The organism is Campylobacter concisus, assembly GCF_002165775.1.
In the GTDB taxonomy this organism is placed as follows: Bacteria; Campylobacterota; Campylobacteria; order Campylobacterales; family Campylobacteraceae; genus Campylobacter_A; species Campylobacter_A concisus_E.
The window spans coordinates 141,428-167,846 of the sequence record NZ_NDYP01000003.1; the positions used below are offsets into that span (position 1 = coordinate 141,428).

Sequence of the window (26,419 nt, forward strand, 5' to 3'; positions counted from 1 at the left end):
ATAAAAAAGGTTGTTTATGAAGGTTAAAATTTTATCTTTTGTTTTGATGATTGCTATTTTTGACGGTTGCTCATTTAACGGCTTTATGGGCGAGCCAACTAGCACATCAAACCGTAATGTAGTCATCCAAAAGGTCGATAAAGACGATCTTAGAGAGGTGATGAAAAAAGAGAAGATGATATATGATAGCGCTCCAAGAGAGACCACTTTTAGAGCCACAGGCGAGGGCATAGCTCCGCTAAATTCGCTCTCGTACGCTCAGTCGGTCACTCTTGCAAAAAGAGCGGCGATGGCTGATGCTTATTCTCAGCTTGCTGGTAAGCTTTATGGCGTAAAGATCAACGCTGAAGACACCGTAAGAGACGCGATGCTAAATGACTCATCTATCACTTCAAAGGTTCAAGGCCTTGTCAAAAACGCAAGGATCGTGAATGAAAATTTCAAAGATGGGCTTTATAAGGTAAATATGGAGCTTAAGATAGACGAAGATAAGTGGCGAGAAGTCTTTTCTTACTAACAATACTTTTAAATTTCGCCTTTTGCCTGGAGGAGTTTATCTTCTGGGCGAAGGTTGATACGAAAAATCAAATAGTTGCCTTTGAAGAAATTTCATTTTCTAAGGCGATGACTCTCTCGCCAAATCCAAAACCAAAATTTCTTTGCCAGATAGATGCTTTTAAAGATGAAAACACCACAACTCTTGGCTTTTTAAATTTACACAAAGATGAAATTTTTGACTGCTTTGCTTTAAAAAAAGTAATGATAAAAAATGAGCTAAATATCAAAAATGCACAGATCTCAAATACCTCAAATTTGAAAATTTTGCCAGTTAGATTTATGGTGGAATTTAAGCCAAAATCCGCTATCATCGGCACACTTCAATAAAAAGAGATCAAATGAATATCGTCATAGTAGAAGATGACATCAATATGCGAAAGTCGCTTGAGATCGCACTTGGCGAGTATGAAGAGCTAAACATCAAAAGCTATAAGAGCGCAGTTGAGGCTCTAAAAAAGCTAAGCGACGACACTGATCTAATCATCACCGACATAAACATGCCAAAGATGGATGGACTTGAGTTTATTAAAGAGCTAAACGGCAAATTTGACGTCATCATAATGACAGGAAATGCGACGCTTAATAAGGCGATCGAGAGCGTGAGGCTCGGCGTAAAAGACTTTTTAACCAAGCCATTTGACGTCTCAACGCTTTACGAGGCGATAAAAAGGGTCGAGCTTCTTAAGCAAAAAACTCCAAAAATCATAAAAAAAATAGAAACAAAAAGCGAAAATAACGGCTTTTTAGCCACTTCAAAGGCACTTGAAGCGACGCTAAATATCGCGCTAAAAGCCGCAAGGACTGACGCTTCAATAATGCTTAGTGGCGAAAGCGGCGTTGGTAAGGAGGTCTTTGCTAAATTTATCCATGCAAACTCACCTAGAAAAGATGCGGCATTTATCGCTTTAAATATGGCTGCGATCCCTGAAAATTTGATAGAAAGTGAGCTTTTTGGCTTTGAAAAGGGCGCCTTTACTGACGCTGCGACTACCAAAAAAGGGCAGTTTGAGCTGGCAAATGGCGGAACGCTATTTTTAGATGAGATCGGCGAGATGCCTATAAATTTACAACCAAAGCTGCTTCGTGCACTTCAAGAGCGCGAGATAACAAGACTTGGTGCTACAAAGAGCGAAAAGATAGATGTTCGCATCATCTGCGCTACAAACGCAAACTTAGAGCTTTCGATGAGGGAGGGCAGATTTAGAGAGGATCTTTTCTACCGCCTAAACACGATCCCGCTTTTCATCCCGCCACTTCGCGAGCGAAAAGACGAAATTTTACCTATCGCGCAGGATACTTTGGAAAAATGTTGCAAAGAGTATGGCTTTGAGGCTAAAAATTTCTCAAAAGCGGCAAAAGAGGAGCTTTTAAGCTATGACTATCCAGGCAACATAAGAGAGCTCATTTCAGTCGTGCAAAGAGCGGCGATACTAAGCGAGGGTGATGAAATTTTGCCAAATGATCTATTTTTACAAGCCAGAAGCAAAAAATAGCTATAAATTTAAGTAAAATTACGAAAATTAAAAAAGATAAGGAGAGCAGATGAGAAAATTTAACGTAGCTGTAGTTGGTGCTACTGGAGCGGTCGGCGAAGAGCTTTTTAGAGTGATGGAAGAGGTTGAGTTTCCAGTTGGAGAGCTTTTGCCGCTTGCTAGCGCAAAAAGTGCTGGTAGCGAGATCGAATTTAATGGCAAATATTACAAGGTAAAAGAGCTAACCGAAAAAGTTTTTAGCGAGCACGAGATTGATATCGCTTTTTTTAGTGCGGGCGGTTCAGTCTCAGAGAAATTTGCCAAATTTGCAGCTGATAGTGGCGCAGTAGTCATCGATAACACCAGCCATTTTAGGATGGATAAAGATATCCCGCTAGTTGTGCCGGAGTGTAATCCAAGCGACATTGCTATGTGGAAAAACCGCGGCATTATCGCAAATCCAAACTGCTCAACCATCCAAATGGTGCAAATTTTAAAACCACTAAACGACGCTTTTAGTATCAATAGAGTCGATGTTTCTACATACCAAGCGGCAAGCGGTGCTGGCAAAGAGGGCATGGAAGAGCTTGTTGTTCAGATGCAAAAATTCTTTGAGTTTAAGCTTGATGAGTGCGAGCCAAAGGTATTTGCGCACCGCCTAGCGCTAAATGTGATCCCACACATCGATGTCTTTTTGGACAATGACTACACAAAAGAAGAGATGAAAATGGTCAATGAAACGCAAAAAATTCTTCACAAAGATATAGAAGTTAGCGCTACCTGTGTGCGCGTACCAGTACTTAGAAGTCACTCAGAGGCTATCACTATCCACTTTGACAAAGATGTAAGTGCGGATGCAGCAAAAGAAATTTTAAGCAAAGCTCCAAGCGTCGTTGTAGTGGATAATCCAGCAAATAAAGAGTATCCGATGCCTATCATTTCAAGCGATACAAATGAGACTTATGTCGGTAGGATCAGAGTTGATAATTACAGACCTAATGTGCTTCATCTTTGGTGTAGTGCTGATCAGATCCGCGTAGGAGCTGCTACAAATGCTGTCAGGATCGCACAAAAATGGATCGCGATGCAAGAGTAAATAAAAAAGGATTTTTATTGCGTAAGATATTTGAAAAAATTTTGCTTGCTAGCAACAGCTTTACACTTTTTCCAGTAGTTTTTGGACTTTTAGGTGCGATCGTGCTTTTTATCATCGCAAGTTACGACGTCGGCAAGGTACTTTTAGAGGTTTATAAATATTTCTTTGCTGCGGATTTTCACGTTGAAAATTTCCACTCAGAGGTCGTTGGCGAGATAGTTGGAGCGATCGATCTTTACTTGATGGCGCTTGTTCTTTATATATTTAGCTTCGGAATTTACGAGCTTTTCATCTCAGAGATCACACAGCTAAAGCAGTCAAAGCAGAGCAAGGTGCTTGAAGTGCATTCGCTTGATGAGCTAAAAGACAAGCTTGGCAAAGTGATCGTCATGGTCTTGATCGTAAATTTCTTCCAAAGAGTGCTTCACGCAAACTTCACAACACCGCTTGAGATGGCTTATCTTGCAGCTTCTATCCTAGCGCTTTGCCTTGGACTTTACTTCCTTCACAAGGGAGATCACTAAAATTTTAAGCGTTTTTACGCTTAAAATTTCTCCTACATCTTTTCTTTAGCTATTTTTAGGTAATATCCCTTTAAAAATTTAAAGGAAATTTAATGATTTTTATAGACGCTTGTCTTAAAAAACCTACCCCTTATACGCCTGTTTGGATGATGCGCCAAGCTGGTAGATATTTGCCAGAGTATATGCGAGTACGCGCGCAAGCAGGAGATTTTTTATCGCTTTGCAAAGACTACAAAAAGGCTAGCGAAGTCACGCTTCAACCAGTTGAAATCCTAGGCGTTGATGCGGCGATTTTATTTAGCGACATCCTTGTTGTGCCTCTTGAAATGGGCATGGATCTACGTTTTGAAAAGGGCGAGGGTCCAGTTTTTACAGAGCCTTTGCGTGATAAAGCTGCACTTGACGTGCTAAGTATCGAAAAATCGACTAAAAATTTAGCATACGTCTATGACACGATCAAGCTCACAAGAGAAAATTTAGCCAAAGATAAGGCGCTCATTGGCTTTTGCGGCGCACCTTGGACGATAGCTACATACATGATCGAGGGTGGTGGCAGTAAAACTTATGCAGTTTGCAAAAAAATGCTCTATCAAAATCCAGAATTTTTACATCAAATTTTAGAAAAAGTGACGCAAGCTCTCATTTTTTACGTCAAAGAGCAAATAAGAGCAGGCGTAAATGCGGTGCAAATTTTTGACAGCTGGGCGGCTGCGCTTGAAGAGCAGGCTTATTTTGAGTTTGGATTTAACTACATAAACAAGATAGTTGATAGTGTTAAGGCTGAATTTCCAGAAATTCCGGTCATCGTTTTCCCAAAAGGAATAAGTGGCTATTTGGATAAAATTTCAGGCAAATTTGATGTTTTTGGTGTCGACTGGAGCACGCCAATCGAGCTAGCCAAAGAAAAACTTAGCCCAAGATATGTCCTTCAAGGAAACATGGAACCAACTAGACTTTATAGCAAAAAGGCGATAGATGAAGGTGTGGATAAAATTTTAAGCACGATGAAAGGCGTGCCACATATTTTCAACCTTGGGCATGGAATTTTGCCTGATGTGCCAGTTGAGAATGCAAAATATTTTATAAAACAGGTACAGACAAAAAGTGCAAGGTAACAAGCCTTGCATCGTCTTTGGACCGATAAATTCTCGCCGTTTTGGCATGAGCCTAGGCATAGATCTAAGCCCAAAGCAAAAATCATGTAATTTTGACTGTGTTTATTGTGAGTTAAGTGGCGCGAAGACTGTTGAAACAATAGAAAATCCGCCAAGTGTTGACGAGATCATAAGTGCTTTAAAAGAGGCTTTAAAAACTCATCAAAATATCGACGTCATCACGCTTACAGCAAATGGTGAACCAACTCTTTACCCGTACTTAAAAGAGCTGATAGCAAAAGTAAATGAGCTAAAAGGTAGCGCAAAAACACTTATTTTGAGTAATGGCTCAGGCGTGTGTGACCCAAAAATTTGTGAAGCCTTGCAAGGGTTTGATATAGTGAAATTTAGCCTTGATAGCGCGATGCAAAGCACTTTTAAAAAGATAGACCGCAATAAAAGTGGTATAGAAGTAAATGAACTTATAAAAGCAATGGCTAAATTTTGCAAGGAATTTAAAGGCGAACTTGTGCTTGAAATTTTGGTTGTGGCTGGATTTAACGACAAAGAAGAGGAATTTATAGCTCTAAATGCAGCGATAAATGAGATAGCTCCGCACCGAGTGGATATTGGCACGATAGATCGCCCACCAGCTTATAATGTAAAGGGTGTAGACGCCAAAAAACTAGAGGAGCTAGCCAAGCAGATAAGTGGCGTACCGGTTAATATAGCTAAAGCTCACAAAATAGAGCAAAAGTATAACTTTAGTGAAGATGAAATTCTAGAAATGCTAAGGCGTCGTCCGCAAACTATTGCAAATGTTGAAGAAAATTTCTCAGAGTACTCAAAGCAAATTTTAAACAAGCTCTTGCAACAAGATGTGGTTTATCTAGCCGATGTTGCTGGAGTAAAATTTTATAAACTAAGAGCATAAATGAAAAGAATCCTTACAATACAAGACATCTCGTGCGTTGGCAAATGCTCCCTTACTGTCGCACTTCCCATAATCAGCGCTCAAGGTATTGAGGCGTGCATATTGCCTACTGCGCTACTTTCGACTCATACTGGCTTTAAAAATTTCACATTTTGTGATCTGACTGATGAATTTGATGCAATAACACGAGTATGGCACAAAGAAAATATCGCATTTGATGGAATTTATACCGGATTTTTAGGTAGCTTTAGTCAGCTTGAGCTGATAGAGAAAATTTTTAATGAGTTTAATGACTCTACTTCACTAATACTTGTAGATCCTTGCATGGGTGACAATGGCAAGCTCTATCACGGATTTGATGAAAAATTTGTTATGAAAATGCGTGAACTTTGCACAAAGGCTCACGTCATCACGCCAAACATAACTGAAGCAAGCTTTATGTGTGGGATGCCGTTTTTAGGCAGTGACTATACGCAAGATTATATTTTAGAGTTGCTTGAAGGTTTGGCTAGCTTTGGAGCTAGAAAGATTGTGCTAAAGGGCATTAGATACAAGCAAAATGAATGTGGCATCATAGCTTACGATGCAAAGACAAAAGAGAAAGTGGAGTATTTTCACGAATTTTTGCCATTTCACACGAGTGGGACTGGAGATATATTTGCTTCTGTGCTTTTTGGTTCACTCATAAATGGCGAAAGCATGCAAAATTCTATCAAAAAGGCAGCAAAATTTGTGCTTAGTAGTATTAAAGTCACGCTAAAAGATAAGAGCCGCACATGGTATGGTGTGCAGTTTGAAAAGATGCTTGGCACTCTTGCGAAATAGGCGGGCAAACTACTTATTTAAAATTTTTAATAACACAACGATATGGCAAAGATTTATATCTTTACTAGCTGTTAGAAGTGCTATATCACCATGCTCTTTTTCTAGTTTTTTTAGCATTTTAAAGCAAGATTGCGCTTTTTCATTATCAAGCTCAAGCTCAAATTTTTCACAAAACTCATCAAATCTAGCTTCTCTATCTTCATGAAACCACTCTCTTAAAGCAGTGCTTGGTGTGATATCTTTTAACCAAAGAAAATTTGAAAATATCTCTTTTCTTATGCCTCTTGGATAGAGTCTATCAACAAAAGCCGCCTTCATATCCAAACTATCATCTTTGATAAAATCATAAATTCTATAAGCTTTAAACATGTTGTGATTGTAGTCCTATAATGTTTATAAATAAAAAAATATTCTTAGTTATCTTATATTTTTTATACTTATTTAATTTACCTTGCGTTTTCTTTAAATTTAAAATAGAATAATGCAAGAATTTATTTTAAGGAGGTTAAATGAAAATTTCAAATTTGATAGTTTTTTGCACTATCTTAGCTTTATTTTCTGGTTGCATGGCACCACAATTTACACCAAAGCCATTATCGCCAAACTCAAAAGGTATAGCTATGGTAAATTCTACACCTTATAGTTGCAAAGTTTTAGGCGAGGCAGAAGGAAGCGATGAGGTAAATGGTAGAATGAACCCAACTATTGAAGGACTTAGACAAGGTGCGATAAATGATCTAAAAAATGAAGCAGTTGAAATAGTAGGACTTCATAAAAGAGTTGTACTTTATATTATAAAAGAAGAGGCGCTTTGCTACTGGCTTTTTGAAGGTATTAAAACCTGCCCAGATGGAAGCTCGTCTGCACTTGGTTATAGAGTAAGAGCTCAAATTTTTGATTGCGGCGATAAGAATTAAACTAGGGCTAGAAAATAGTCCTAAAAAGAATAAATTTAAATTAAAGCTCGTTTTGATAAAATCCCAACATAAAAATCACTAAAAAGGTTATCATTATGAGAGGCTATAAAATTTTCTCAGGAACAGCTAATATTGAGCTTTCAAAGAAAATTTCGCAATATCTTTCACTTCCTCTTAGCGAGGCAAGTATAAAAAGATTTAGCGATGGAGAGATCAGCGTGCAAATCGGTGAGAGCGTGCGCGGAAAAGATGTTTTTGTCATTCAGCCAACATGTGCACCGACAAATACAAATTTAATGGAACTACTTATTTTAACTGACGCTTTAAGACGCAGTAGTGCAAGCTCTATAACAGCGATCGTGCCGTATTTTGGCTACGCTAGACAAGACAGAAAAGCAGCTCCTAGAGTGCCGATCACTGCAAAACTAGTGGCAAACATGATGCAAACAGCAGGTATCGATAGAGTCGTTACCATGGATCTTCACGCAGGGCAAATTCAAGGATTTTTTGATATTCCGGTTGATAACCTTTATGGAAGCATCATTTTTAATGACTATGTAAGAGCTAAAAATTTACCAAATCCAATCGTTGCAAGTCCTGATGTAGGCGGCGTAGCTCGTGCTAGAGCCTTGGCTAAAAATCTAAATCTTGACATGGTTATCGTAGATAAACGCCGCGAAAAAGCAAATGAAAGCGAAGTGATGAATATAATCGGTGACGTAAATGGTAAAGATGTGATTTTAGTCGATGATATGATTGATACCGCTGGTACGATCGTAAAGGCAGCTGAAATTTTTAAAGAGCGTGGTGCAACTAGCGTTATGGCATTTTGTACGCATCCAGTCCTTAGTGGACCAGCTTACGATAGGCTAAGACTAGGCTTTTTAGATGAGCTAGTGGTAACAGATACGATCCCTCTAGCTGAGGAGCTTCCTTGTATAAAAGTGCTAAGTGCAGCTTCTTTATTTGGCGAAGTGATACGCCGTGTATATCACAATGAAAGCGTAAATAGCTTATTTTAATTAATCTTGGCTTTTGTTTTGAGTGTTTCAGGCAAAAGCCAAATCTTCTTTATCTATTGTTTTTAGAATTACTTGATTAAAATTTTAACTCTGATAAATCAAAATTTATAGCAAAAAGATAGCCTCTATTTATAGCTGGAATTTTTAAAATTCTAGCCTTCTCCTTAAAAATTTTTGGCATTATGGTTTTACAAAATGGAGTTACTAGAAGGTAAGTATCTGCGTATCCGACAGCAATCTTGCCGCTTAGCACCACGCTTGTTTGCTTTGCTAAATTTGCACTTAGCTCATCTTTTTGAGCTTTGCTTAGAAGCACGTTTAGCTCTTTTGCCGCCATATCGACACCTCGTATCGCATTACTATCATTTTTTATGATAAAAATTTCATCACTTATTTTTGTGATATTTGGCATTAAAATTTGTCTATCGGCTTCTAAAAACTCAAAGCTCTTTTGTACGCCACTAAAATATCTATCCAAAAATGGCTCACTAAAATTTAGCCTCATGAAGCTTCTTTTAAACTCGCCTTTTAAATTTGTCTCATCGATAAAATAGTGTAAATTTCTCTCGTCAAGATAGCTTTGAAGCTCTTTTTTGCGTAAATTTAAAAGCGGCCTAACTAGCCAAAAGTACTTTCTCTTTTCAAGCTCGCTCATACCAAAGAGCTCTTTTAGTCCAGCACCCTTGCTAAGCTGCATCAAAAACCACTCAAATTTATCGTCAAATTGATGAGCTAAGATCAAATTTTTGTAGCTAAATTTTTGACAAATCTTGCCAAAAAACTCATATCTTACCTCGCGCGCATTTTTTTCAAAATTTGAATTATCTAAAAAAACGCTTTTTGTATAAATTTTTTTACCAAATTTATCTGCGAGCTCTTTTGCGCTTTTTATCTCGTTTTTACTTTGCTCTCGAACATTGTAATCAACCATCGCTAGATCAAATTTGATCCCAGACTCTTCTAAAATGTAAAAAAGTGCGGTGCTGTCTATGCCGTGCGAGAATGCAAGCAGGTTTGCACCTGAGCTTAGCTTTTCTCGCACATTTTGGCTTATCATTTTGCTTTTTTGATGATTTTAGCGATCAGTTTTTGATCGACCACATCGTTTACTTCACAAAGATAGAGTGAGCCGATCTCAAGCTCTTTTACATCGCTTTCATTTATTAGAATTTCGCCGTCTATATCTTTATCCCAGATATCTTTTTTGGCTGCGTAAAACATCTCGCCCTCGCTACTTTCGCCCTCAAGAGAAGCATAAATTTGCTTGCCAAGCTCTTTTTGAAGGCTCTCATTTATCGATTTTTTGGTGATCTTTTCTATCTTGTTTAGTCTTTTTGAGATGATCTTAGCTGGGATTTGCTCCATTTCAAAAGATGCCGTATCTTCTTCTTTTGAGTAGGCAAAGGCTGAAATTCTATCAAATTTAAATTCTTCTAAAAATTTACAAAGCTCATCAAAATCCTCCTCGCTCTCGCCTGGATGACCCACGATGACACCAGTTCGTAAGAATGAATTCTCGGCATTTCTCATCAAATTTAAAAGCTCTTTGATCTTTTTAGCGCCACTTCCACGCTTCATTATCTTTAGCATATCTTCGCTGATGTGTTGGATCGGCATGTCAAAGTAGTTGTGAAAGACAGGCGAGGCGATGATACGCTCAATTAGCTCCTTACTAGTCGTGCTTGGGTAGAGATAAAGTATCCTGGCACTCCTTACGCCCTTTATCTTTTCTATTTCGTCTATTAAATTTATTAGTCCGTCGCTAACGCCTTGATCGCGCATGTATGAGCTTGAGTCTTGAGATAAAAAGCTAAAGTCGTAGTAGCCTTTTTTGACCAGATTTTTGACCTCATTTACGATGTTTTCAAGTGAGCGTGATTTTAGTTTGCCTTTAAAAGTTGGAATGGCACAAAAACTGCATTTTTGGTTACAGCCTTCTGAAATTTTGATGTATGCGTGGTAGTTTGAGCCAGTTATCACACGCTCTTCATTTGCTTGCAGATAAGTTTGCGGGCTAAATAAATTTTGCTTTTTCAAGATGATCTCATCGATCTTGTCATAGTCAGCCACGCCGGTAAAGAGATCAACCTCTGGTAGCTCTTTCATGAGCTCGTCTTTGTAGCGCTGCATAAGACAGCCAGTCACTACCAGCAAAGAGCCATTTTTACGAGCTTCGTGCATCTCAAGTATGGTTTGGATGCTCTCTTCTTTGGCGGATTTGATAAAGCCACAGGTATTTACGATGATAACATCGGCATCGCTGATATCATCGGTAATATCGTAGTTTTGCAATCTACCAAGCATTATTTCTGAATCAACTAAATTTTTGTTACAGCCAAGTGAAATTAAGTGAAGTTTTGGCATTTTTATATCCAGATATTATCTATTAGCCTAGTTTTGCCAACATAAGCTGCCACTAAAATGATGGTGTTATTTTTTTCTATTTTGGAAATTTCATTTAAATTTCTATCCGTAATAGCGACATAATCAACCTTTAACGGCTCTAGCACCTCAAGCATCTTTGTTTTGATCTCACTTGCGTCTTCCTCGCCATTTTGGATCAAATTTTGTGCTTTGTTTAGCGATCTTGAAAGCCTTAGAGCATTACATTTATCTTCGTCGCAGATATAGACGTTTCTACTTGAAAGTGCAAGTCCATCTGGCTCTCTAACGATATCACAAGCCACTAGGCTGGCATTTATAAAAAATGTCTTTATCATGTTTTGTACTATGATTAGTTGTTGTGTGTCTTTTTTGCCCATGTAAACGCTATTTGCACGAGTTAGGCGAAATAGCTTGTTTAGCACCCTTAAGACGCCATCAAAGTGGCCTGGCCTAGTTTTGCCCTCTAAGATGGCTGAAAATTTCTTTGGAGCGACGATTAGAGGTTCATCTTCAAAGTAAAGCTCACCAGCATCTGGGATAAAAATAGCGCTAACGCCATTTTGCTCACAAATTTTCATGTCGTTTTGTTCGTTTCTTGGGTATTTGTCTAGATCTTCGCCTGGTAAAAATTGAGTTGGATTAACAAATGTTGAGACGATGCTTATCTCATTTTCGCTCACGCATTTTTTAATAAGGCTAACGTGTCCGTCATGAAGTGCGCCCATGGTCGGCACAAAACCGATCTTTGCGCTTGTGCTAGAGACGAAATTTTCAAGTTCTTTTATAGTTCTTATGATTTGCATTTTGACTCTTTTTGTTTGAAATTTTAACTTGGCATTGTAACAAAAAAGGATTAAAAGGGCGTAAATTTAAAAATGTAAGCAACTTTTGGCTAAAATCGGCAAAAATTTTTGGAGAAAAACTTGGATAGTTACGAATACAACGAGCTTTTAAAGAAGCTACAAACAAAAGTTGAAAACATAGGCTCTATCGTAAAGCCTGACGAGATAAAGGCTAGACTAAAAGAGATCGAGGCTATAGAGCAAGACCCTGATTTTTGGCAAGATATCGCTAAAGCAGGGGCGCTAAATAAAGAAAAGACAAAAATTTCAAATATGCTTGCAAAATTTAATGACGCCAATCAGGCAGTAAGCGATGCAAAGGAGCTCTTTGAGCTAGCAAATTCTGAAAATGACGAAGAGACTATAAATTCTCTCTTTGATGACGCTAAAAATTTAGATGAAAAGATTGTAAATCTTGAAATTTCTATGCTTTTAAGTGGCGAAGATGATGGCAAAAACGCGATCGTATCGATCCATCCTGGAGCTGGTGGCACTGAGAGTAACGACTGGGCGAGTATGCTTTATAGGATGTATCTTAGATTTTGCGAGCGTGAGGGCTTTAAGGTTGAGACCCTTGACTTTCAAGAGGGTGATGAGGCTGGGCTAAAGGATGTGAGCTTTATCGTAAAAGGCGAAAACGCCTATGGGTACTTCAAGGCAGAAAATGGCATCCATAGGCTCGTTCGCACAAGCCCATTTGATAGTGCAGGGCGCCGTCATACAAGCTTTTCTAGTGTCATGGTAAGCCCTGAGATAGATGATGACATAGAGATCGAGATCGAGGAAAAAGATCTAAAGATAGATACTTATAGAGCAAGCGGTGCAGGTGGTCAGCACGTAAACAAGACTGAATCTGCCATCCGCATCACGCATATACCAACTGGCATTGTCGTGCAGTGCCAAAATGACCGCAGCCAGCATAAAAATAGAGCCACAGCGATGAAAATGCTAAAATCTCGTCTTTACGAGCTTGAGCTGATGAAGCAGCAAGAGGCGAGCAACAGCGTCGAAAAGAGCGAGATCGGCTGGGGACATCAGATAAGATCATACGTGCTTTTCCCGTATCAGCAGGTAAAAGACAACCGCAGCGGCGAGGCATACTCACAGACTGATGCGATACTTGATGGTGACATCAAAAAGATGATAGAGGGCGTTTTGATCGCTCAAAAGGCTGAGGCGTAATAAATTTATAAAAAGAGATGAGAGCTAAAATTTTATCTCTTTTAGCTTTATGCACGCTTCTTCTTTACCTTTAAAGCAAGCCTCATCAAGATAAATTCTTGCTTTTTTATAGTCATTTTTGCCTAGATAGATAAGCCCTAGATCGTAGCTGGCCTCGCTTGAGCCAAGGCTTGTAGCTTTTTCGTAAAAATATATCGCTTTTTCTAAATTTTTATTGACCCCAAGGCCGTACTCGTAGATATATCCAGCGCTTCTTAGTCCGTCTATATTGCCATATCTGCCAGCTGTCTCAAACCAAAAAAGTGCTCTTAAGATATCCTTGCTAAAGCCTTTGCCATCACGAAAACAAATGCCAGTTTGCTGCATGGCAAGCACATTTCCATCTTTTGCGTAGTCGTAAAATCTCTTGCAAGCTTTTGGATAGTTGCCTTCATTGTATAGATAGATGGCGTCTGCTATTTGCTCGACCTCTGGATCAAGTGGTGGCTCGCTAAGGCCAAAATTTTGTGAAATTTGATCTAACGAACATCCCCAAAATAGCAAAACACTAAACACAAAAATGATAAATTTTTTCATATTTGTCCTTAAAAATTTAGGCGATTTTATCCAATTTTATCTTATAATGCCCGCAAATTTTAAGCAAAAGGAACGATATGGATCATAATGCACTTTTAATCCAGCTTGGCTATAACGTCAATGAAACGACCACTGCTCAAATGTGTAGAATTTTAAATAATACTGATGGTCTTTTGCCAAAGAGCATAATTGAACTAAACGATCATTTAAAGCCGCACCTTTGTTTTGTGGCGATGAGTGGAAGTGAAGATAGACTAAAGATAAAAAATGTAGCTACCGTTAATGAAATAAAAGAGCGAGTTGACGAGATTATAAAAAACTGGGCTAATAAATATAAAATGGAGCTAAAAAAGATAAATGAAACAACTTACTATGTAATGGGAAAGATAAGGGACTGAAAATGAAATATGATATTGTAATTATTGGTTTTGGAAAGGCTGGCAAAACGCTAGCGGTTAAGACTGCCGCACTTGGCAAAAAAGTGGCTCTTGTAGAGAGATCACCAAAGATGTATGGAGGCACTTGCATAAATGTTGGCTGCATACCAACCAAACGTCTAATAACAGCCGCTAAGGAGGCAAAATTTGTAAATAATAGTGTTGAAAGCGAATATTACACGCTTAGCGTTGAAAATAAAAATAAGCTAATCTCAGCTTTGAATGCTAAAAACTACGCAATGCTAAATGATAAAGAAAATATTGATGTGATCGATGGTGTTGGCTCATTTACTAGTGAAAATAGTGTCCTTGTGACAACGCCAAGCGGCGAGAAAAAGATAATAGAGGGCGACTTTATCATTATAAATAGCGGCTCAAAAGAGGCAGATGCTCCTTTTGAGGTTGCAAGCTCAAATGTATTTTCAAGCCAAACGCTGCTTGATCTAAAAAATTTACCAAAGCATTTTGTCATTATCGGTAGTGGTTTTATCGGTATAGAGTTTGCATCAATGTTTGCAAATTTTGGCTCAAAAGTAACTATCGTAGGACGTTCAAAACTACTTAAAAACGAAGATGATGATATAGCTAATAGCATAAAAGAGGCTCTTAGAGTCCAAGGCGTTGAAATTTTAGAGGGTTGCGAGATAGAGTGCATTAAAGAAAATGTATTAAATTTTAAGCAAAATGGTGAGCAAAGATGCCTTAGGGCTGATGCATTTTTGATCGCACTTGGCAGAGTGGCAAATGTGGATGATTTAAATTTAAAAGCTGCCGGAATTGAGCTTGACGAAAAAGGTTTTATAAAGACAAATGAAAACCTTCAAACAAATGTGCCAAACATCTATGCGGTAGGCGACGTGCGCGGCGGAGAGCTTTTTACTTACACTAGTTTAGATGATTTTAGGATAGTTTATTCACAAATTTTTGGTGATAAAAAGAGAAATACTAAAAATAGAAGTATTCACGCAAATGTGCTATTTACCGACACTCCACTTGCAAGAGTTGGAATGAGCGCCAAAGAAGCAAGTAAATTTGGGTTAAATTTTAAAGAGCTAAAGCTTAGCATGGCAACAGTACCAGGCGCAAAAGTACTAAATCACGATGTAGGCATGCTAAAAGCTATCGTTGATGCACAAAGCGGCGAAATTTTAGGAGCTAGCTTTCACTGCATCTATGCAAATGAGCTGATAAATGAAATTGCAATTGCGATGAATTTAAAAGCAAATGCAAATTTCTTTAAAAATCAAATTTTTACTCATCCAAGTATCAGTGAAGCACTAAATGACTTATTTGGACAATTTTAAAAGGAAAAGAATGAAAAAATATTTATTGCTTTTATCGGCTTTATTTTTCACTGGCTGCTTAAATGTGATTGGCATAGGACAAAAACAAGACGATTCGTGGCAGCAACCAAAGGATGAAAAAATAGTGCAAAATAAAGAGCAAATTTCAAGAAATGCGATCGAAATTTTAATACCAAAATGCGAAGAAGGCGATGCGGAAGCTTGCAACGATTTGGGCGTAAATTACGAGCTTTTAAAAGAATATGAAAATGCTTTAACAAATTATAAAAAAGCTTGTGATGCTAAGGTGCAAGTCGGTTGTGCAAATTTGGGCACTCTTTATGAGCTTGGACTCGGAGTCAAAAAAAATCCAAAAAAGGCAATTTCGATTTATAAAGAAAGTTGCAATGGCGGAGGCATGCAAGCTTGCTATCACTTAGGCAATGCTTATAGAAAGGGCGAGATCGTTAAGCGAGATTATTACTTAGCAATGCAAGCTTATACGAATGCATGCAATGCTGGCGATTTGCCAAGTTGTGCTAATATCGGTGCGATGTACGAGCTTGGGCTTGGTGTGAACAAAGATGAAAAAAGGGCTTATGGAATTTATAAAGTCGCTTGCTTTCGTGGGCTAAGCAAGGCATGCCCACAGATGAAAAGACTAGGCACAAAGCTAGGAATGTAAGTGAAAAAGGTCTTAAATTTTGGTCTTATTTTGGCTATGGGCTTTATGCTTAGTGGTTGCTGGTCTTGGCAAAAGATGGTAAGCTTTGGCTTTTGGCAAAGTGAAGAAGAGAGCAGGGCAGAGCGTCTTGAGCTTGAAAAAGAGAAGATGGAGCAAAGCTGCAATGCTGGAAATAGCATCGATTGCAATAATCTAGCTGTAAATTTTAGCAACGAAAAAGACTTTGTAAAGGCAAAAAGCTACTATGAAAAGGCTTGCAATGCTGGGCTTGCTACGGCTTGCTCAAATTTGGGTCAAATTTATGAGCAAGGGCTTGTTGATGAGCAAAAAGATATGGAAAAAGCTTTAAAACTTTATAAACTAGCTTGTGATAGTGGCGATGGCGTTGGCTGCTACAACGAGGCAATGGGTCTAAAGTCATACATCGAAAGCGAAAATTTAAAAACTCATAAGATAGATAGAACTAAGGCTGAGGCTAGAGTGCTAAGGCTTTTGGCTAAGAGCTGTGAGCTTGAGTATGCTCAGTCATGCTTTTTGCTTGCAAAGCTAAGCGGCGATGAAGCAAAGGCAGACGCACTTTATAAAAGAGCCTGCCAACTTGGCAAATGTGTGGATAAAAAGTAATACTAGTCAAAATACTGCTCTAAAAATTCGTAATAAATCAACAAAGGCTCTTCTTGAGTCTTTTAAAATTTGATGTTTTATTCGAGAAATTCTAAAAATGCCTTCAAATGTGTGCAAATCCGGACAACATCTTGTTTGGGGGGGGATCAGTCCTCAATGCTCATATAGCTTGCACCAGCTTCTTTGCTAGCTTCTTTTATCTTGTTTGTTTCTATTACGTAAGTGTGACAGCCACTTAAAACGATATCTATTGCACCATCTACTTTATATTCATCTACAAATTTTTTGATAGCATCAGATCTTGCGTCGTTTTTGTGCATTACAGAATAGGGTATCTTTAAGTAACGTTTAGCGATATTTTCTATAAGGTCGCCTTGTGTACTCATATTATTTTTAAATTTTTAGTTCCTATACAGTTTTCAAAAACTACTACATCCGCTTCTACACTTACTCTTCCATACCCAGTAGCTGTGATTGAGGCATACTGATAGCCTTTTTGTTCTAAAATTTCTTTTATATCGCGTACTATTTTTATGGCACTAAAACTACTTGATAACAAAATAGATTACAAAAATTATCTTGATCATCTAGTATCGCTACTTTTGTAGATGTTGAGCTTATATCAATACCGAAGAAATACATAAATTTATGTCTATAAAAATATAATTTCTATAACTAAGAACTTGAGAGAAATGTTATCTATTTGTAGCTTTTTTAAATAAAATCTAAAATTTTACTTCAACCCAAAGACTTTTATATTAAAAGTAGTATGGATTTTATCCTTTTCGCCTTTCATGACGATAGGAAATTCTGTCTTTACGATACTGTCATAGCTGCTAAGCGCATCTAAAAAGTCATAAAATTTTTGCGGTGTCCTTAGGGAGCTAGTTACATTTAGGCGAAATCTAAAAAATTTCTCACTAGCATTATTATCACTTTCTTCTATTTTACTAAGGCTTACTTCACTGAAAAATTTGGAGGCAAATTCTATAAATTTATCTTTATCAAATTTAGTCTCAAAAGCTGAAATGATAGCTCCATCTTTTTGTTTGGTTGCTTCAAGGGCTTTAAATTTAGCTTCAAATTCATTTTTTACTTTTGTATAAGATGAGGTTTGTGAATAATTTTGTCTAGTTAGGCTTTTAAATTCTTTTATATTTGGCACGATAAAACCAAATATCATAATGAAACAAACTACAATAAAAGCAAATATAAAAAGTAAAAGCTTGACAGGATCTATTTTTTCTAAGCTCGTATCTTTTTTACTCATTATATCCCTCAGAATTATCAATTTTATTTGTGCTTATAAAGCCATACCAGCCGTTTTTGCTTTGATAAAAGCTGGTATTTGAAGTCGTAAAAATAGATCTTAAAGGTGAAGCTAGAAGTTGATTAAATACATCTTTTGTCGGCGTTATACCACGAATGATGAGTGAGTTTTTATCCATAAAAACCTCTTCAAGCGTTATACTGTCAGGCACTAGATCAAAAAGATTGTGCAAGCTTTGCTTGAGAATAGAATTTGAAGTGAAAATATCATTTGCAGATTCTATTTGTACAGCTAGTTTAGATGAAATTTCATCTGTTGTGACTATTTTTTGACTAAGTTCTTTTTGCTCATTTGATAAAAAATTTATATTTTTTTCAATTGAATAGTTTTTGTAAAGTATAAAGAAATTTGTTGCCAAAAGAACTACAAACACAAAGCTTATAAGGCTTATCCAAATTTTGCTAAAGATAGATATAAGTGGTCTTGGTTCCGGAGCAATAAAGCTAAATCTCATAATATTATCTCTTCTTGCATGATTTCATTCATAATATGGTTTGTATTCACTGGATACACCGAAGTCTCCACTAAAAGCTCAGATTGTAGATATTGCAAAAAGGTTGCACTTGTTTTTGTGTTTTCAAAAACAATTATTTGTTCAATAAAATCGCCGCCGTAGAGAGGATTTTCGTAAAATTCTTTTACAGCCTTTACGATGTAATCAAACATCTTCATGTCATACCCAAAAATAGCAACCGATTTTTCTACATTTGTAGAAGCTGGCATATTTAGTTCATAATTTAGGTCTTCAAATTCTTTTGGCTTATCATCACTTAAAAAATCATCTAAACTTTTAAAATCATCAAGCGACGTTGCGTCATTTTCTTCTTTAATGATTAAGTTGTCAATATCTGTTATATCTTCTTCTTTTAGGCTTTCAGCTTCCTGGTTGGTTTCTTCAATACCAGACATATTTAAAAAAGTGGATAATTTCATTTGCTTATCTTTAAAGATCGCAAGTGTAAACGAATGTGCATGGATATAAAGATAAAGTGTAGTTTTTGGAGAAATTCCGCGTTTTAAAAGCTCGTGAAAGAGTAGGGCAATAGGTGAGTAGATGAGATCTACACTATCTTGTCCAAATAAATTTTTATATTTTTTTATAGCATTTAAATTTGCATAAATACTCCAGCTATCCTGCATGATAAGGCTTGTAAGATTTTTAGTATTTATATTAAATTTTTTGTATTCATCAAAGCTAACACTAGGAAGCGCGCCTTGCGAGTCGTCGTTAAAAAAAACTGAAACATATACACCAAAATATGCTTTTTCTTGCTCTTCTATGTATTTTATGATTTTTTCATCGATACTATCGATATTTATATCTGTAAATTTAGCGTTTATAGTTTTTAAAAGTTTGCCATTTCTAAAGACCTGACCGAAGAATATGCACTCATTGCCCTCCAACACGACGCTTAAAAAAAGGTTAGAAAAAAGCTTTTTAACGCTAAAAGACATAAATCTCCTAAATTTAGTGCATAATTTTCGTTATGGTAGCTAAAAAGGGATTAAATAAGTTTAAAACAGCTCGTTTTTAAGCTTAACGAAAATCTCTTTTGTATTTAAAGCTTCATTTTTTAGCTCATTATCAAGTAGGGCCGAGTTTTTAAGGTCGTCAAAATCCTCTATCATCACATCACACATCATCTTAATGCGCTCACTATCAGCCTTGCTGACGCCACTTTGGCTCATTTTTTTGATGCGCTCTAAATACTCTTTGCCGCTTTTTATGTATGAGCTAAATTTTATCGCTGCCTTGCTTTGATTAAGCGTGGTGGCGGCCATTTTGTTGTAGATGTCTAGATCAATGGCTTTTTGGCTTAAATTTAGAGCCTTTTCATACTCTCTGCTCTCGTAGTAAAATTTCGCTTCAAGGGCGAGCTTATAGGAGTTGTCGCTGTAAAAAAATAGCCCAAAGAAAGCTATTATAAAAATGGCTATAAAGATAGAAATTTTATTTTTCATAAATTTCGTCCAAAATTTCTCTTATCTCGTCATTTATTTGCGGATTTTTATGCGCATATTTTTTCCACCAAATTTTTAAATTTGACCTAAAGTCCTCTTTGTTTTGCAGAGCGCTCTTGCCGCCGTCATTTTGTGAGGCTTGCCAAAGCTCATTTTGTATCTTCTCTTTTGCCTCTTTTTGCTCTAAATTTGCCACGCTAAAAGGGGCTGAGAGGCTAAAATTTATAGTTGAAAATGGCTTTGGAAGTATCATCTTATCCCAGCTTTTAAACTCCCAAAACGAGTTTGCTTCGAAATTTAGAGCATAAATTTCACAAGATGACTTTTGCGCGATCACTGCAGCTCCGTCTGCTACGCTGTGTCTTGGTCCGCGTGGGCCATCTGGTGTGATGATGACGTCGTGGCCTTGCTTGATCTCTCTTAGAGCTTCTATGAGTGCCCTTGCACCGCCTTTTGAGCTGCTGCCTCTAATGGTGCCGATGCCAAAAAATTTGATTATTCTGGTGATTAGCTCGCCATCTTTGTGGTCGCTTATTATCACCTTGCCTTGTTTTCTGTTTTGGCTGCTCCACCAGCGTCTGTAAGCAAAGCTCATAAAGCTAAGTCTGCCGTGCCAAAAGACGACGACGCAGCCATTTTGTGGTAAGAGATTTGGAGTGTAGCTCTTTTTGCAGGTTAGAAAAATGAGCCACATCAAAATATAGATGAAAAAGACGCCAACATTTAGGGCGACCTTTTCAAGGGTGTTTTTAAATTTGCAGCTCGCCATACAAAACCATTCGTTTTGGATTTGTGATCTTTACCTTTTGCGTAGTGCCAAGAAGTTCTTCGCTGCCATCAACTTGAACTAAAAAGTTGTTAAAACTTCGCCCAGCAACGCCGCCATTTGCCCTTAGCTCTTCAAAATATACATCAAAAATTTTATCTTTTTGCGCTGCCACGATCTCGTCTAAAATTTCGCTGTGGCGATTTTGCAGGCGCGTTAGCCTTTCTGAAGCGGTCTTGTCATCTATTTGATTTGTAAAAGTAGCTGCCTTTGTGAGCGGACGAGGCGAATACTTAAAGCTAAAAATTTGCTCAAATCTAACTTGCTCAAGCACGTCCATCGTATCTTCAAATTCATTGTCGCTCTCGCCTGGAAATGCGACGATGATATCAGTTGAGATGCTAACATCTGGGCACATTTTTCTAAGTCTTAGCGCGCGGTCTAAAAACCACTCTTTTGTGTATCCGCGCTTCATCTCGCGCAAAACTTTGGTGTTTCCGCTTTGAAGTGGCATGTGCATAGACTTGCAAATTTTTGGGTTATTTGTAAAAATTTCAAGAAATTTATCATCCATGTGAAGTGGATGAGGGCTTGTAAATCTTATTCTCTCAACGCCATCTATCTCACTTATCTTTACTAAAAGGTCGCTAAAATCGATATTTTCTTGCATGCCTGAAAATCTTTTGCCATAGTTATTGACATTTTGCCCTAGTAAAAATATCTCTTTTGCACCGCTTTTTGCGGCCTTTTCTACCTCTTTTAAGATGAGACTTGAAGGGATAGAAATTTCATCGCCTCTAGTGTGCGGGACGATACAGTAGGTGCATTTTTTATCGCAGCCTATCGAGATGTTGATGTGGCTTTTGTATGGCGAGCCTCTAAATTCGCCAAATGCATATTCGCTCTCGTCGTGGTTGATGTCGGTTGAGATAAATTTAGGCGTATTTACAGCTTTTGTGATCTTGCTGACGTTTCTTGCACCAAGGACAAAATCAACATAAGGTGCGCGCTTGAAAATTTCACTACCCAAATGGCTTGCAGTGCAGCCGCAAACGCCTATCTTTGCCCCTCTTTTTTTGGCTTTTTCAAAGGCTCCGACCTCACTAAAGAGCTTATGGACTGGCTTTTCACGAACCGAGCAAGTATTTATAAGGATTAAATCAGCTTCTTCGATGTTTTGTGTTAAGGAGTAGTCTTCTTTTTGTGAGAGCTCGGCTATGATATGCTCGCTGTCACGAACATTCATAGCACAACCTAGAGTTTGGATAAAGAGTTTTTTACTCATTAAAGTATATGCACTTCATACATATAATCGCTATCATCAAGGCCGTATTTCACGGTTCTGTGATAAACGCTTAGCCCTTTTTCTTCAAAGTGCTCGACTAAGGCGATTAGTTGTTTGTGTGTGTTTTCTTTATCAAAATAGAAAATTTTCTGACCCTCTTTTTCGACAGCTGCCTCTATCTTTTCTAGTGAAATCGTTTTTGGTTTTGCGTCTAATTCGGCTCTTGCAAGTTTTAGCTCCATTTTTAATCCTTTCAAAAACTTAAATTTTAATCGGTCAATATACCCAAATCATCATAAAAAAAGGATTAAATAAAAGTTAATAACAAGCTTAAAGTTATTAAAAGTATGGCTTATGTATAATTTCAAAACTTCACGAAAAATCCCCGAAATTTATCGTCACAATGGAGAAAAAATGGAAAGAATATCAGACATTATAGAGTCAATTGCAAATGAGAAAAATTTAGAGATAGAAGATGTAAAAGAGCGCGTCATAAGAGCCTTGATAAACACTGCAAAAAGGGTTTATGGCGAAAATTATGAATATGATGTAAGCATCGATGCAAATAAAAATTTAAAGCTTTATCAAAAAATTTCAATCGTAGCAAACAACGATGAGAGGCTTGCTGAAGACAATGAGCACTTTTTAAGCTTAAAAGAGGCTAAAAAGATAGATAGTGGCGTAGAGATCGGAGATGAGCTCACTTACGAGCTAAGCCTTGATAACCTTGGCAGAACAGCCGCCCAAACACTTCACAAAGAGCTTGAGTATCACATCCAGCGCCTAGTCGAAGAGAAAATTTTACAAAAATATAATGAGATGAGCGGCCACATGGTATTTGGTCCTGTTGTTAGGGTTGATAACGACGAAAACACCTTTATCGAGATAGACGAGCTTCGTGCCATCTTGCCACGCAAAAACCGCATAAAAGGCGAGAAATTTAAAGTAGGCGATGTGGTAAAAGCGGTCATTAGAAAAGTTTTTACAGATAAAAATTTAGGCATAAAGGTCGAGCTTTCAAGGACTTCGCCAAAATTTCTTGAAGCTCTACTAACTTCAGAGGTGCCTGAGATAAAAGATGGCGGCATTATCATTCAAGGAAGTGCAAGGATCCCTGGTGAAAGGGCTAAAGTAGCGCTCATCTCAACTACTCCAAACATCGATCCAGTCGGTGCAACGGTCGGCACAAAGGGCGTTAGGATAAATGCCGTAAGCAAAGAGCTTCATGGTGAGAGCATCGACGCGATCGAATACACCACTGAGCCAGCGATCTTGGTGGCTCGCGCTATGGCACCTGCGATCATCACATCTGTAAAGATCGAAGAAAATAAGGCAATTGTAACGCTTGCAAGCGAACAAAAGAGCAAGGCGATCGGCAAAAACGGCATAAATATCCGCCTAGCAAGCATGCTAACTGGCTATGAGATCGAGCTAAACGAGCTTGGTTCGAAAACTAGTAGTGGCGATAGTGACGGCGGAATGGTCAAGGATCTAAAAGCACTCTTTGGTGACAACTAATGAAATTTCAAATAAGAAAAGCGAGTGAGGGCGATATAGACGTGATCTGTGAGCTTGTAAGAGAGCTTGCGGCTTACGAAAAAATGAGTGATCAAGTCACTTTTACAAATGAAATTTTTGCAGACTCTATCTTTAACAAAAACCATGCAAAAGCCCTTATCTGCGAGAGTGAGGGCAGGGTGATAGGATATGCTATCTATTTTTACACATTTTCTACATTTTTAGGGCTTGGTGGGATCTATCTTGAGGACATTTACGTCAAAAAAGAATTTAGAAATCAAGGTATCGGCAAGGCATTTTTTAAATTTTTAGCTCAAATTTGCAAGGATGAAAATTTAAAAAGGCTTGAATGGTGCTGCCTAAACGGGAATGAGCCAAGCATCAAATTTTATGAAAGCATGGGTGCTAAAAATCAATCTCTTGAGTGGAGAACCTACCGCTTAGACGGCGAAAATTTAGAAAAACTTTTAAATTTATAGTTCGTTTTTAAATAAAAAGCTCAAATTTACTCTTAAATTTGAGCTTGTGAGCGATTAAAATTTATATGTATATCCCATGTAAATACCAACGTTTGTCTCTTTTATTTTTGCATTATCATATTTTGCTATAGAGCAACATTTTGTTCTATCGGCTTTTAAACCAAATTCAACTGCATTGTTTTCGTTGATAGAGTATTCAGCACCAATTCTTGCACCTAGCATCCAGAGCCATTTGTATTAGCTTTTTCCGAGCCATCATGAGTGTCAAATACATCCATTTTAAGCTTTGAGTAGCCAGTGTAGCCACCAAGAATTAATTTAAGATCTTTTGCTACGCTTGGAGTGTAGTCTGCTCCAACTATAAATTTGTGTGTTTTCCATTTTACTACTGTGCCGCCTTCATCGCCAAGTGACTTTTTGGCTTGAAAGTCGTAAATGTAAGCTCCATAAACTCTAAAACTATCAAAATCATAGCCAGCTTTTAGTCCAAAATTTGATGAGCTTATCAAACAGAGTGAGATGCTTGTAGGCGGGATATGTTATATAAAATTTAAAGCGAGATGATATAAGTTTTTAAAAGGTGGTTAGCCACCTTTTGTTATTTTATTGCAATTATTTTTGTATCTTTTTGTTTAAGTTCTAGACTACCATCTACATTACATCTTGGATTTAAAGTTTCTAGAGTTGCCAAAACTTCTGTTTTATTACCTTCGCTTATGTCATCATATTTTTTTAAGATATACATATGTGGTATATTTTTAGGTATGCTACCTTTTGGCATACTAAAAGCCACGGCTTTTACGTTAAATTTTTCTAGATCGACCTTCGTATCTTTATCGACTATCAGATAACCTTTAATACCATCTTCTTTTAATTCATTTTTCTTAGTCTCTATATTATATTCCTAGTCAAAATTTACCCTTTTATAAAACCTTACTTCGCCTTTAAAATGTTTGATACTACCCATATCAGCTTTACAAATTTTAGCCAAAGTAGTTGGCTCACCACATCCAGTTAGAGCAAAAGTAAGTGTTGCTGTAATGACTGAAAAAAACGACTTTTGTTTTCATATTTTTCCTTTTTGTAAAAGTTAGAAATTCGGATTTTACAAAAAAATAAAACTGAAAAAATTAAACTAATAAATTTATGAAATATTTTTTGATAAATTTGGTGTAAAAAAGAAATTTGAGCTCAAGGCAAGTGCTTCAAGCTCATTTAAATTTACTCGTTTAGGATAGAGAGAAGCTCTTTGTTGTCTTTTGTTTTTAGCATTTTTGCGTATAAAAATTTAAGCGCTTCGACATCATCCATTGTGGCGATCGCAGAGCGGATAGCCCAAATTTTTTGAAGCTCATCAGGTTTTTGAAGTAGTTCTTCTTTTCTTGTGCCTGATTTTAGTACGTTGATAGCTGGGTAAATTCTGCGGTCTGAGATATTGCGGTCAAGCACGATCTCGCTGTTTCCAGTACCTTTAAACTCTTCAAATATCACTTCATCCATGCGTGAGCCAGTGTCGATAAGTGCGGTTGCGATGATGGTTAGCGAGCCACCATGCTCGATGTTTCTAGCTGCTCCAAAGAAGCGTTTTGGCTTGTGAAGAGCGTTTGCGTCCACGCCGCCTGTTAGCACCTTGCCACTTGGCGGGGTCACTGTGTTGTAGGCGCGTGCTAGACGGGTTATGCTATCAAGCAGGATAATGACGTCTTTGCCCATTTCAACTAGACGTTTTGCCTTTTCGATGACTAGCTCTGCTACGCGGACATGGTTAAGCGCTGGCAGGTCAAATGTCGAGCTAAATACCTCGCCTTTTACGCAGCGCTGCATATCGGTAACTTCTTCTGGTCTTTCATCTACTAGAAGTACCATTAGCTGGGCTTCTGGGTGATTTTTGGCAATGCCGTGAGCTAACTCTTTCATAAGCTCAGTTTTACCGCTTCTTGGAGGTGCGACGATTAGACCACGCTGACCTTTACCGATAGGCGTGAAAAGATCAAGCACACGGCCCGTTAGCTTCATCGGATCATACTCTAAATTTAGCTTTTCAGTTGGAAATAATGGGGTTAGGTTGTCAAAGAGTGGCCTCTCTTTTGCGTCTGCTAGAGGCATGTAATTTACCGCTTCTATCTTTAAAAGAGCGTAGTATTTTTCCTGATCTTTTGGCTCTCTTACTTGGCCAGTGATGATGTCGCCCACACGAAGTGCAAATTTACGGATCTGCGAGTTTGAAACGTAAGCGTCATTTGAGCTGTCACTTAAATTTGCATCAACAGCTCTTAAAAAGCCATAACCTTCATTTGTGATCTCCAAAATTCCAGTAAATAGTATAAAGCCGCCTTGTTTTGTCTGGGTTTTTAGTATCTCAAATATCAAATCCTGCCTACGAAATTCTCGTGGATTTTCAACACCAACGCTATTTGCGATCTGCACTAGCTCATCTAAACTAAGCGTTCTTAGCTCTTCGATCTTGTGTCCATCTACTGGTATGTGTGTTCTTGATGCTTGATGTTTTTTTGTAGTTTTTGTGTTTTGAGCAGCACTTTGCTCGGTTTGGTTATTTTCCATATTTCCTCTTTAAATGTGGGGATAATTTTGCAGAATTTCTAGGTTTCAAAAAGAAGTTTTT

34 protein-coding genes are annotated in these 26,419 nt (G+C 37.7%); 17 read left to right on the forward strand and 17 right to left on the reverse strand.

The genetic code is table 11. From position 1 onward, the window contains the following. Positions 1 to 16 precede the first annotated feature (16 nt). From B9N66_RS04010 to B9N66_RS04045, 8 genes are all read left to right on the forward strand, one after another. Positions 17 to 517 carry an LPP20 family lipoprotein gene (locus tag B9N66_RS04010; RefSeq protein WP_087579988.1) on the forward strand — a complete coding sequence of 167 codons (501 nt, stop codon included), beginning with the start codon at positions 17 to 19 and terminating at the stop codon, positions 515 to 517. After that, positions 493 to 885, forward strand: a complete 393-nt coding sequence (locus B9N66_RS04015) for a hypothetical protein (protein WP_087579989.1) — start codon at positions 493 to 495, stop codon at positions 883 to 885. The genes B9N66_RS04010 and B9N66_RS04015 overlap by 25 nt, the downstream gene beginning before the upstream one ends. An 11-nt stretch (positions 886 to 896) precedes the next feature. Further along, positions 897 to 2,051, forward strand: coding sequence for a sigma-54-dependent transcriptional regulator (locus B9N66_RS04020; RefSeq protein ID WP_087579990.1), 1,155 nt, complete (start codon positions 897 to 899; stop codon positions 2,049 to 2,051). A 49-nt stretch (positions 2,052 to 2,100) separates the two neighbouring features. Next, complete coding sequence (locus B9N66_RS04025) at positions 2,101 to 3,126, forward strand: aspartate-semialdehyde dehydrogenase (protein WP_087579991.1); 1,026 nt, start codon at positions 2,101 to 2,103, stop codon at positions 3,124 to 3,126. Then, positions 3,105 to 3,650: a YqhA family protein gene (locus B9N66_RS04030; RefSeq protein ID WP_257639765.1), complete on the forward strand. Its 546-nt coding sequence runs from the start codon at positions 3,105 to 3,107 to the stop codon at positions 3,648 to 3,650. The genes B9N66_RS04025 and B9N66_RS04030 overlap by 22 nt, the downstream gene beginning before the upstream one ends. Before the next feature lie 92 nt (positions 3,651 to 3,742). Beyond that, on the forward strand, positions 3,743 to 4,765 hold the full coding sequence (hemE, locus tag B9N66_RS04035; RefSeq protein WP_087579992.1) for a uroporphyrinogen decarboxylase: 1,023 nt from the start codon (positions 3,743 to 3,745) through the stop codon (positions 4,763 to 4,765). A 46-nt stretch (positions 4,766 to 4,811) separates the two neighbouring features. Beyond that, positions 4,812 to 5,678, forward strand: a complete 867-nt coding sequence (locus B9N66_RS04040) for a radical SAM protein (RefSeq protein ID WP_087580188.1) — start codon at positions 4,812 to 4,814, stop codon at positions 5,676 to 5,678. Next, positions 5,679 to 6,503 (forward strand): pyridoxamine kinase, encoded by an 825-nt coding sequence (locus tag B9N66_RS04045; protein ID WP_087579993.1) that lies wholly within the window; start codon positions 5,679 to 5,681, stop codon positions 6,501 to 6,503. A gap of 9 nt (positions 6,504 to 6,512) precedes the next feature. Here B9N66_RS04045 and B9N66_RS04050 read toward each other — a convergent pair whose 3' ends face one another. Then, positions 6,513 to 6,872, reverse strand: coding sequence for a DUF488 domain-containing protein (locus B9N66_RS04050; protein ID WP_087579994.1), 360 nt, complete (start codon positions 6,870 to 6,872; stop codon positions 6,513 to 6,515). 140 nt (positions 6,873 to 7,012) lie between these two features. Here B9N66_RS04050 and B9N66_RS04055 point away from each other — a divergent pair, with 140 nt between their 5' ends. After that, positions 7,013 to 7,420, forward strand: a complete 408-nt coding sequence (locus B9N66_RS04055) for a hypothetical protein (RefSeq protein WP_087579995.1) — start codon at positions 7,013 to 7,015, stop codon at positions 7,418 to 7,420. 95 nt (positions 7,421 to 7,515) lie between these two features. Next, a complete protein-coding gene (locus tag B9N66_RS04060) occupies positions 7,516 to 8,442 on the forward strand; it encodes a ribose-phosphate pyrophosphokinase (protein ID WP_072594149.1) in 927 nt (308 codons plus the stop codon). 76 nt (positions 8,443 to 8,518) lie between these two features. Here the strand turns inward: B9N66_RS04060 and tilS are convergent, their stop codons facing one another. From tilS to panC, 3 genes are read right to left on the reverse strand one after another with little or no spacing between them, the layout of a single operon-like run. Further along, positions 8,519 to 9,499 carry a tRNA lysidine(34) synthetase TilS gene (gene tilS / locus B9N66_RS04065; RefSeq protein WP_087579996.1) on the reverse strand — a complete coding sequence of 327 codons (981 nt, stop codon included), beginning with the start codon at positions 9,497 to 9,499 and terminating at the stop codon, positions 8,519 to 8,521. Further along, entirely contained in the window at positions 9,496 to 10,806 is a 1,311-nt protein-coding gene (gene rimO / locus B9N66_RS04070; RefSeq protein WP_087579997.1) for a 30S ribosomal protein S12 methylthiotransferase RimO, read from the reverse strand. The genes tilS and rimO overlap by 4 nt, the downstream gene beginning before the upstream one ends. A 2-nt stretch (positions 10,807 to 10,808) precedes the next feature. Then, on the reverse strand, positions 10,809 to 11,630 hold the full coding sequence (gene panC, locus B9N66_RS04075) for a pantoate--beta-alanine ligase (protein ID WP_087579998.1): 822 nt from the start codon (positions 11,628 to 11,630) through the stop codon (positions 10,809 to 10,811). A gap of 120 nt (positions 11,631 to 11,750) precedes the next feature. Between panC and prfB the strand changes: the two genes are divergently transcribed. Then, positions 11,751 to 12,851 (forward strand): peptide chain release factor 2, encoded by a 1,101-nt coding sequence (prfB, locus tag B9N66_RS04080; protein WP_087579999.1) that lies wholly within the window; start codon positions 11,751 to 11,753, stop codon positions 12,849 to 12,851. A 24-nt stretch (positions 12,852 to 12,875) separates the two neighbouring features. Here prfB and B9N66_RS04085 read toward each other — a convergent pair whose 3' ends face one another. After that, the gene (locus B9N66_RS04085; RefSeq protein ID WP_087580000.1) at positions 12,876 to 13,427 is read right to left on the reverse strand and encodes a tetratricopeptide repeat protein; all 552 of its coding nucleotides are present in this window, start codon (positions 13,425 to 13,427) and stop codon (positions 12,876 to 12,878) included. A 77-nt stretch (positions 13,428 to 13,504) separates the two neighbouring features. On the opposite strand from B9N66_RS04085, the gene B9N66_RS04095 reads away from it, so the two are divergent. The 4 genes from B9N66_RS04095 to B9N66_RS04110 are packed head-to-tail and all read left to right on the forward strand — an operon-like array spanning position 13,505 to position 16,456. Continuing rightward, a complete protein-coding gene (locus B9N66_RS04095; RefSeq protein WP_021090811.1) occupies positions 13,505 to 13,825 on the forward strand; it encodes a hypothetical protein in 321 nt (106 codons plus the stop codon). 2 nt (positions 13,826 to 13,827) lie between these two features. Continuing rightward, the gene (locus B9N66_RS04100; protein ID WP_087580001.1) at positions 13,828 to 15,168 is read left to right on the forward strand and encodes a dihydrolipoyl dehydrogenase family protein; all 1,341 of its coding nucleotides are present in this window, start codon (positions 13,828 to 13,830) and stop codon (positions 15,166 to 15,168) included. A 10-nt stretch (positions 15,169 to 15,178) separates the two neighbouring features. After that, positions 15,179 to 15,832, forward strand: a complete 654-nt coding sequence (locus B9N66_RS04105) for a tetratricopeptide repeat protein (RefSeq protein ID WP_087580002.1) — start codon at positions 15,179 to 15,181, stop codon at positions 15,830 to 15,832. Further along, positions 15,833 to 16,456, forward strand: coding sequence for a tetratricopeptide repeat protein (locus B9N66_RS04110; protein ID WP_087580003.1), 624 nt, complete (start codon positions 15,833 to 15,835; stop codon positions 16,454 to 16,456). A gap of 146 nt (positions 16,457 to 16,602) precedes the next feature. Here the strand turns inward: B9N66_RS04110 and B9N66_RS04115 are convergent, their stop codons facing one another. The 8 genes from B9N66_RS04115 to B9N66_RS04150 all read right to left on the reverse strand — a co-directional run bounded on the left by B9N66_RS04115 (position 16,603) and on the right by B9N66_RS04150 (position 22,041). Next, positions 16,603 to 16,842: a 2-hydroxyacyl-CoA dehydratase family protein gene (locus B9N66_RS04115; protein ID WP_141083432.1), complete on the reverse strand. Its 240-nt coding sequence runs from the start codon at positions 16,840 to 16,842 to the stop codon at positions 16,603 to 16,605. A 347-nt stretch (positions 16,843 to 17,189) separates the two neighbouring features. Further along, a complete protein-coding gene (locus B9N66_RS04120; RefSeq protein ID WP_087580004.1) occupies positions 17,190 to 17,726 on the reverse strand; it encodes a hypothetical protein in 537 nt (178 codons plus the stop codon). Then, positions 17,719 to 18,240, reverse strand: coding sequence for a hypothetical protein (locus B9N66_RS04125; protein ID WP_087580005.1), 522 nt, complete (start codon positions 18,238 to 18,240; stop codon positions 17,719 to 17,721). The genes B9N66_RS04120 and B9N66_RS04125 overlap by 8 nt, the downstream gene beginning before the upstream one ends. Then, the gene (locus B9N66_RS04130) at positions 18,237 to 19,241 is read right to left on the reverse strand and encodes a hypothetical protein (RefSeq protein ID WP_087580006.1); all 1,005 of its coding nucleotides are present in this window, start codon (positions 19,239 to 19,241) and stop codon (positions 18,237 to 18,239) included. Before B9N66_RS04130 ends, B9N66_RS04125 begins: the two co-directional genes overlap by 4 nt. A 60-nt stretch (positions 19,242 to 19,301) precedes the next feature. Beyond that, positions 19,302 to 19,748, reverse strand: coding sequence for a hypothetical protein (locus B9N66_RS04135; RefSeq protein ID WP_087580007.1), 447 nt, complete (start codon positions 19,746 to 19,748; stop codon positions 19,302 to 19,304). Continuing rightward, a complete protein-coding gene (locus B9N66_RS04140) occupies positions 19,738 to 20,517 on the reverse strand; it encodes a lysophospholipid acyltransferase family protein (protein ID WP_087580008.1) in 780 nt (259 codons plus the stop codon). The genes B9N66_RS04135 and B9N66_RS04140 overlap by 11 nt, the downstream gene beginning before the upstream one ends. Continuing rightward, positions 20,498 to 21,799, reverse strand: coding sequence for a tRNA (N6-isopentenyl adenosine(37)-C2)-methylthiotransferase MiaB (gene miaB / locus B9N66_RS04145; protein WP_087580009.1), 1,302 nt, complete (start codon positions 21,797 to 21,799; stop codon positions 20,498 to 20,500). Before miaB ends, B9N66_RS04140 begins: the two co-directional genes overlap by 20 nt. After that, positions 21,799 to 22,041, reverse strand: a complete 243-nt coding sequence (locus B9N66_RS04150; protein ID WP_002941786.1) for an HP0268 family nuclease — start codon at positions 22,039 to 22,041, stop codon at positions 21,799 to 21,801. Before B9N66_RS04150 ends, miaB begins: the two co-directional genes overlap by 1 nt. A 172-nt stretch (positions 22,042 to 22,213) precedes the next feature. Here B9N66_RS04150 and nusA point away from each other — a divergent pair, with 172 nt between their 5' ends. Next, a complete protein-coding gene (gene nusA / locus B9N66_RS04155; protein WP_087580010.1) occupies positions 22,214 to 23,317 on the forward strand; it encodes a transcription termination factor NusA in 1,104 nt (367 codons plus the stop codon). Beyond that, complete coding sequence (locus tag B9N66_RS04160) at positions 23,317 to 23,796, forward strand: GNAT family N-acetyltransferase (protein WP_087580011.1); 480 nt, start codon at positions 23,317 to 23,319, stop codon at positions 23,794 to 23,796. The genes nusA and B9N66_RS04160 overlap by 1 nt, the downstream gene beginning before the upstream one ends. Positions 23,797 to 23,850: 54 nt before the next feature. Here B9N66_RS04160 and B9N66_RS09870 read toward each other — a convergent pair whose 3' ends face one another. The 4 genes from B9N66_RS09870 to rho all read right to left on the reverse strand — a co-directional run bounded on the left by B9N66_RS09870 (position 23,851) and on the right by rho (position 26,358). Next, a complete protein-coding gene (locus tag B9N66_RS09870) occupies positions 23,851 to 24,018 on the reverse strand; it encodes a hypothetical protein (protein ID WP_257639766.1) in 168 nt (55 codons plus the stop codon). After that, entirely contained in the window at positions 24,012 to 24,305 is a 294-nt protein-coding gene (locus tag B9N66_RS09875; RefSeq protein ID WP_257639767.1) for a hypothetical protein, read from the reverse strand. Before B9N66_RS09875 ends, B9N66_RS09870 begins: the two co-directional genes overlap by 7 nt. A gap of 89 nt (positions 24,306 to 24,394) precedes the next feature. Beyond that, on the reverse strand, positions 24,395 to 24,577 hold the full coding sequence (locus B9N66_RS04170; RefSeq protein ID WP_141083433.1) for a hypothetical protein: 183 nt from the start codon (positions 24,575 to 24,577) through the stop codon (positions 24,395 to 24,397). A 440-nt stretch (positions 24,578 to 25,017) separates the two neighbouring features. Then, positions 25,018 to 26,358 carry a transcription termination factor Rho gene (gene rho / locus B9N66_RS04175; protein WP_021090510.1) on the reverse strand — a complete coding sequence of 447 codons (1,341 nt, stop codon included), beginning with the start codon at positions 26,356 to 26,358 and terminating at the stop codon, positions 25,018 to 25,020. Between the last annotated feature and the right edge of the window lie 61 nt (positions 26,359 to 26,419).

Coding starts and splice junctions, on each gene's coding strand:
- B9N66_RS04010 (WP_087579988.1), top strand. CDS start 17: ATGAAGGTTAAAATTTTATCTTTTGTTTTGATGATTGCTATTTTTGAC.
- B9N66_RS04020 (WP_087579990.1), top strand. CDS start 897: ATGAATATCGTCATAGTAGAAGATGACATCAATATGCGAAAGTCGCTT.
- B9N66_RS04025 (WP_087579991.1), top strand. CDS start 2,101: ATGAGAAAATTTAACGTAGCTGTAGTTGGTGCTACTGGAGCGGTCGGC.
- B9N66_RS04030 (WP_257639765.1), top strand. CDS start 3,105: ATGGATCGCGATGCAAGAGTAAATAAAAAAGGATTTTTATTGCGTAAG.
- hemE (WP_087579992.1), top strand. CDS start 3,743: ATGATTTTTATAGACGCTTGTCTTAAAAAACCTACCCCTTATACGCCT.
- B9N66_RS04040 (WP_087580188.1), top strand. CDS start 4,812: ATGAGCCTAGGCATAGATCTAAGCCCAAAGCAAAAATCATGTAATTTT.
- B9N66_RS04045 (WP_087579993.1), top strand. CDS start 5,679: ATGAAAAGAATCCTTACAATACAAGACATCTCGTGCGTTGGCAAATGC.
- B9N66_RS04050 (WP_087579994.1), bottom strand. CDS start 6,872: ATGTTTAAAGCTTATAGAATTTATGATTTTATCAAAGATGATAGTTTG.
- B9N66_RS04055 (WP_087579995.1), top strand. CDS start 7,013: ATGAAAATTTCAAATTTGATAGTTTTTTGCACTATCTTAGCTTTATTT.
- B9N66_RS04060 (WP_072594149.1), top strand. CDS start 7,516: ATGAGAGGCTATAAAATTTTCTCAGGAACAGCTAATATTGAGCTTTCA.
- tilS (WP_087579996.1), bottom strand. CDS start 9,499: ATGATAAGCCAAAATGTGCGAGAAAAGCTAAGCTCAGGTGCAAACCTG.
- rimO (WP_087579997.1), bottom strand. CDS start 10,806: ATGCCAAAACTTCACTTAATTTCACTTGGCTGTAACAAAAATTTAGTT.
- panC (WP_087579998.1), bottom strand. CDS start 11,630: ATGCAAATCATAAGAACTATAAAAGAACTTGAAAATTTCGTCTCTAGC.
- B9N66_RS04085 (WP_087580000.1), bottom strand. CDS start 13,427: ATGAAAAAATTTATCATTTTTGTGTTTAGTGTTTTGCTATTTTGGGGA.
- B9N66_RS04095 (WP_021090811.1), top strand. CDS start 13,505: ATGGATCATAATGCACTTTTAATCCAGCTTGGCTATAACGTCAATGAA.
- B9N66_RS04100 (WP_087580001.1), top strand. CDS start 13,828: ATGAAATATGATATTGTAATTATTGGTTTTGGAAAGGCTGGCAAAACG.
- B9N66_RS04105 (WP_087580002.1), top strand. CDS start 15,179: ATGAAAAAATATTTATTGCTTTTATCGGCTTTATTTTTCACTGGCTGC.
- B9N66_RS04115 (WP_141083432.1), bottom strand. CDS start 16,842: ATGAGTACACAAGGCGACCTTATAGAAAATATCGCTAAACGTTACTTA.
- B9N66_RS04120 (WP_087580004.1), bottom strand. CDS start 17,726: ATGAGTAAAAAAGATACGAGCTTAGAAAAAATAGATCCTGTCAAGCTT.
- B9N66_RS04125 (WP_087580005.1), bottom strand. CDS start 18,240: ATGAGATTTAGCTTTATTGCTCCGGAACCAAGACCACTTATATCTATC.
- B9N66_RS04130 (WP_087580006.1), bottom strand. CDS start 19,241: ATGTCTTTTAGCGTTAAAAAGCTTTTTTCTAACCTTTTTTTAAGCGTC.
- B9N66_RS04135 (WP_087580007.1), bottom strand. CDS start 19,748: ATGAAAAATAAAATTTCTATCTTTATAGCCATTTTTATAATAGCTTTC.
- B9N66_RS04140 (WP_087580008.1), bottom strand. CDS start 20,517: ATGGCGAGCTGCAAATTTAAAAACACCCTTGAAAAGGTCGCCCTAAAT.
- miaB (WP_087580009.1), bottom strand. CDS start 21,799: ATGAGTAAAAAACTCTTTATCCAAACTCTAGGTTGTGCTATGAATGTT.
- B9N66_RS04150 (WP_002941786.1), bottom strand. CDS start 22,041: ATGGAGCTAAAACTTGCAAGAGCCGAATTAGACGCAAAACCAAAAACG.
- nusA (WP_087580010.1), top strand. CDS start 22,214: ATGGAAAGAATATCAGACATTATAGAGTCAATTGCAAATGAGAAAAAT.
- B9N66_RS04160 (WP_087580011.1), top strand. CDS start 23,317: ATGAAATTTCAAATAAGAAAAGCGAGTGAGGGCGATATAGACGTGATC.
- B9N66_RS09870 (WP_257639766.1), bottom strand. CDS start 24,018: ATGCTAGGTGCAAGAATTGGTGCTGAATACTCTATCAACGAAAACAAT.
- B9N66_RS04170 (WP_141083433.1), bottom strand. CDS start 24,577: ATGCCAAAAGGTAGCATACCTAAAAATATACCACATATGTATATCTTA.
- rho (WP_021090510.1), bottom strand. CDS start 26,358: ATGGAAAATAACCAAACCGAGCAAAGTGCTGCTCAAAACACAAAAACT.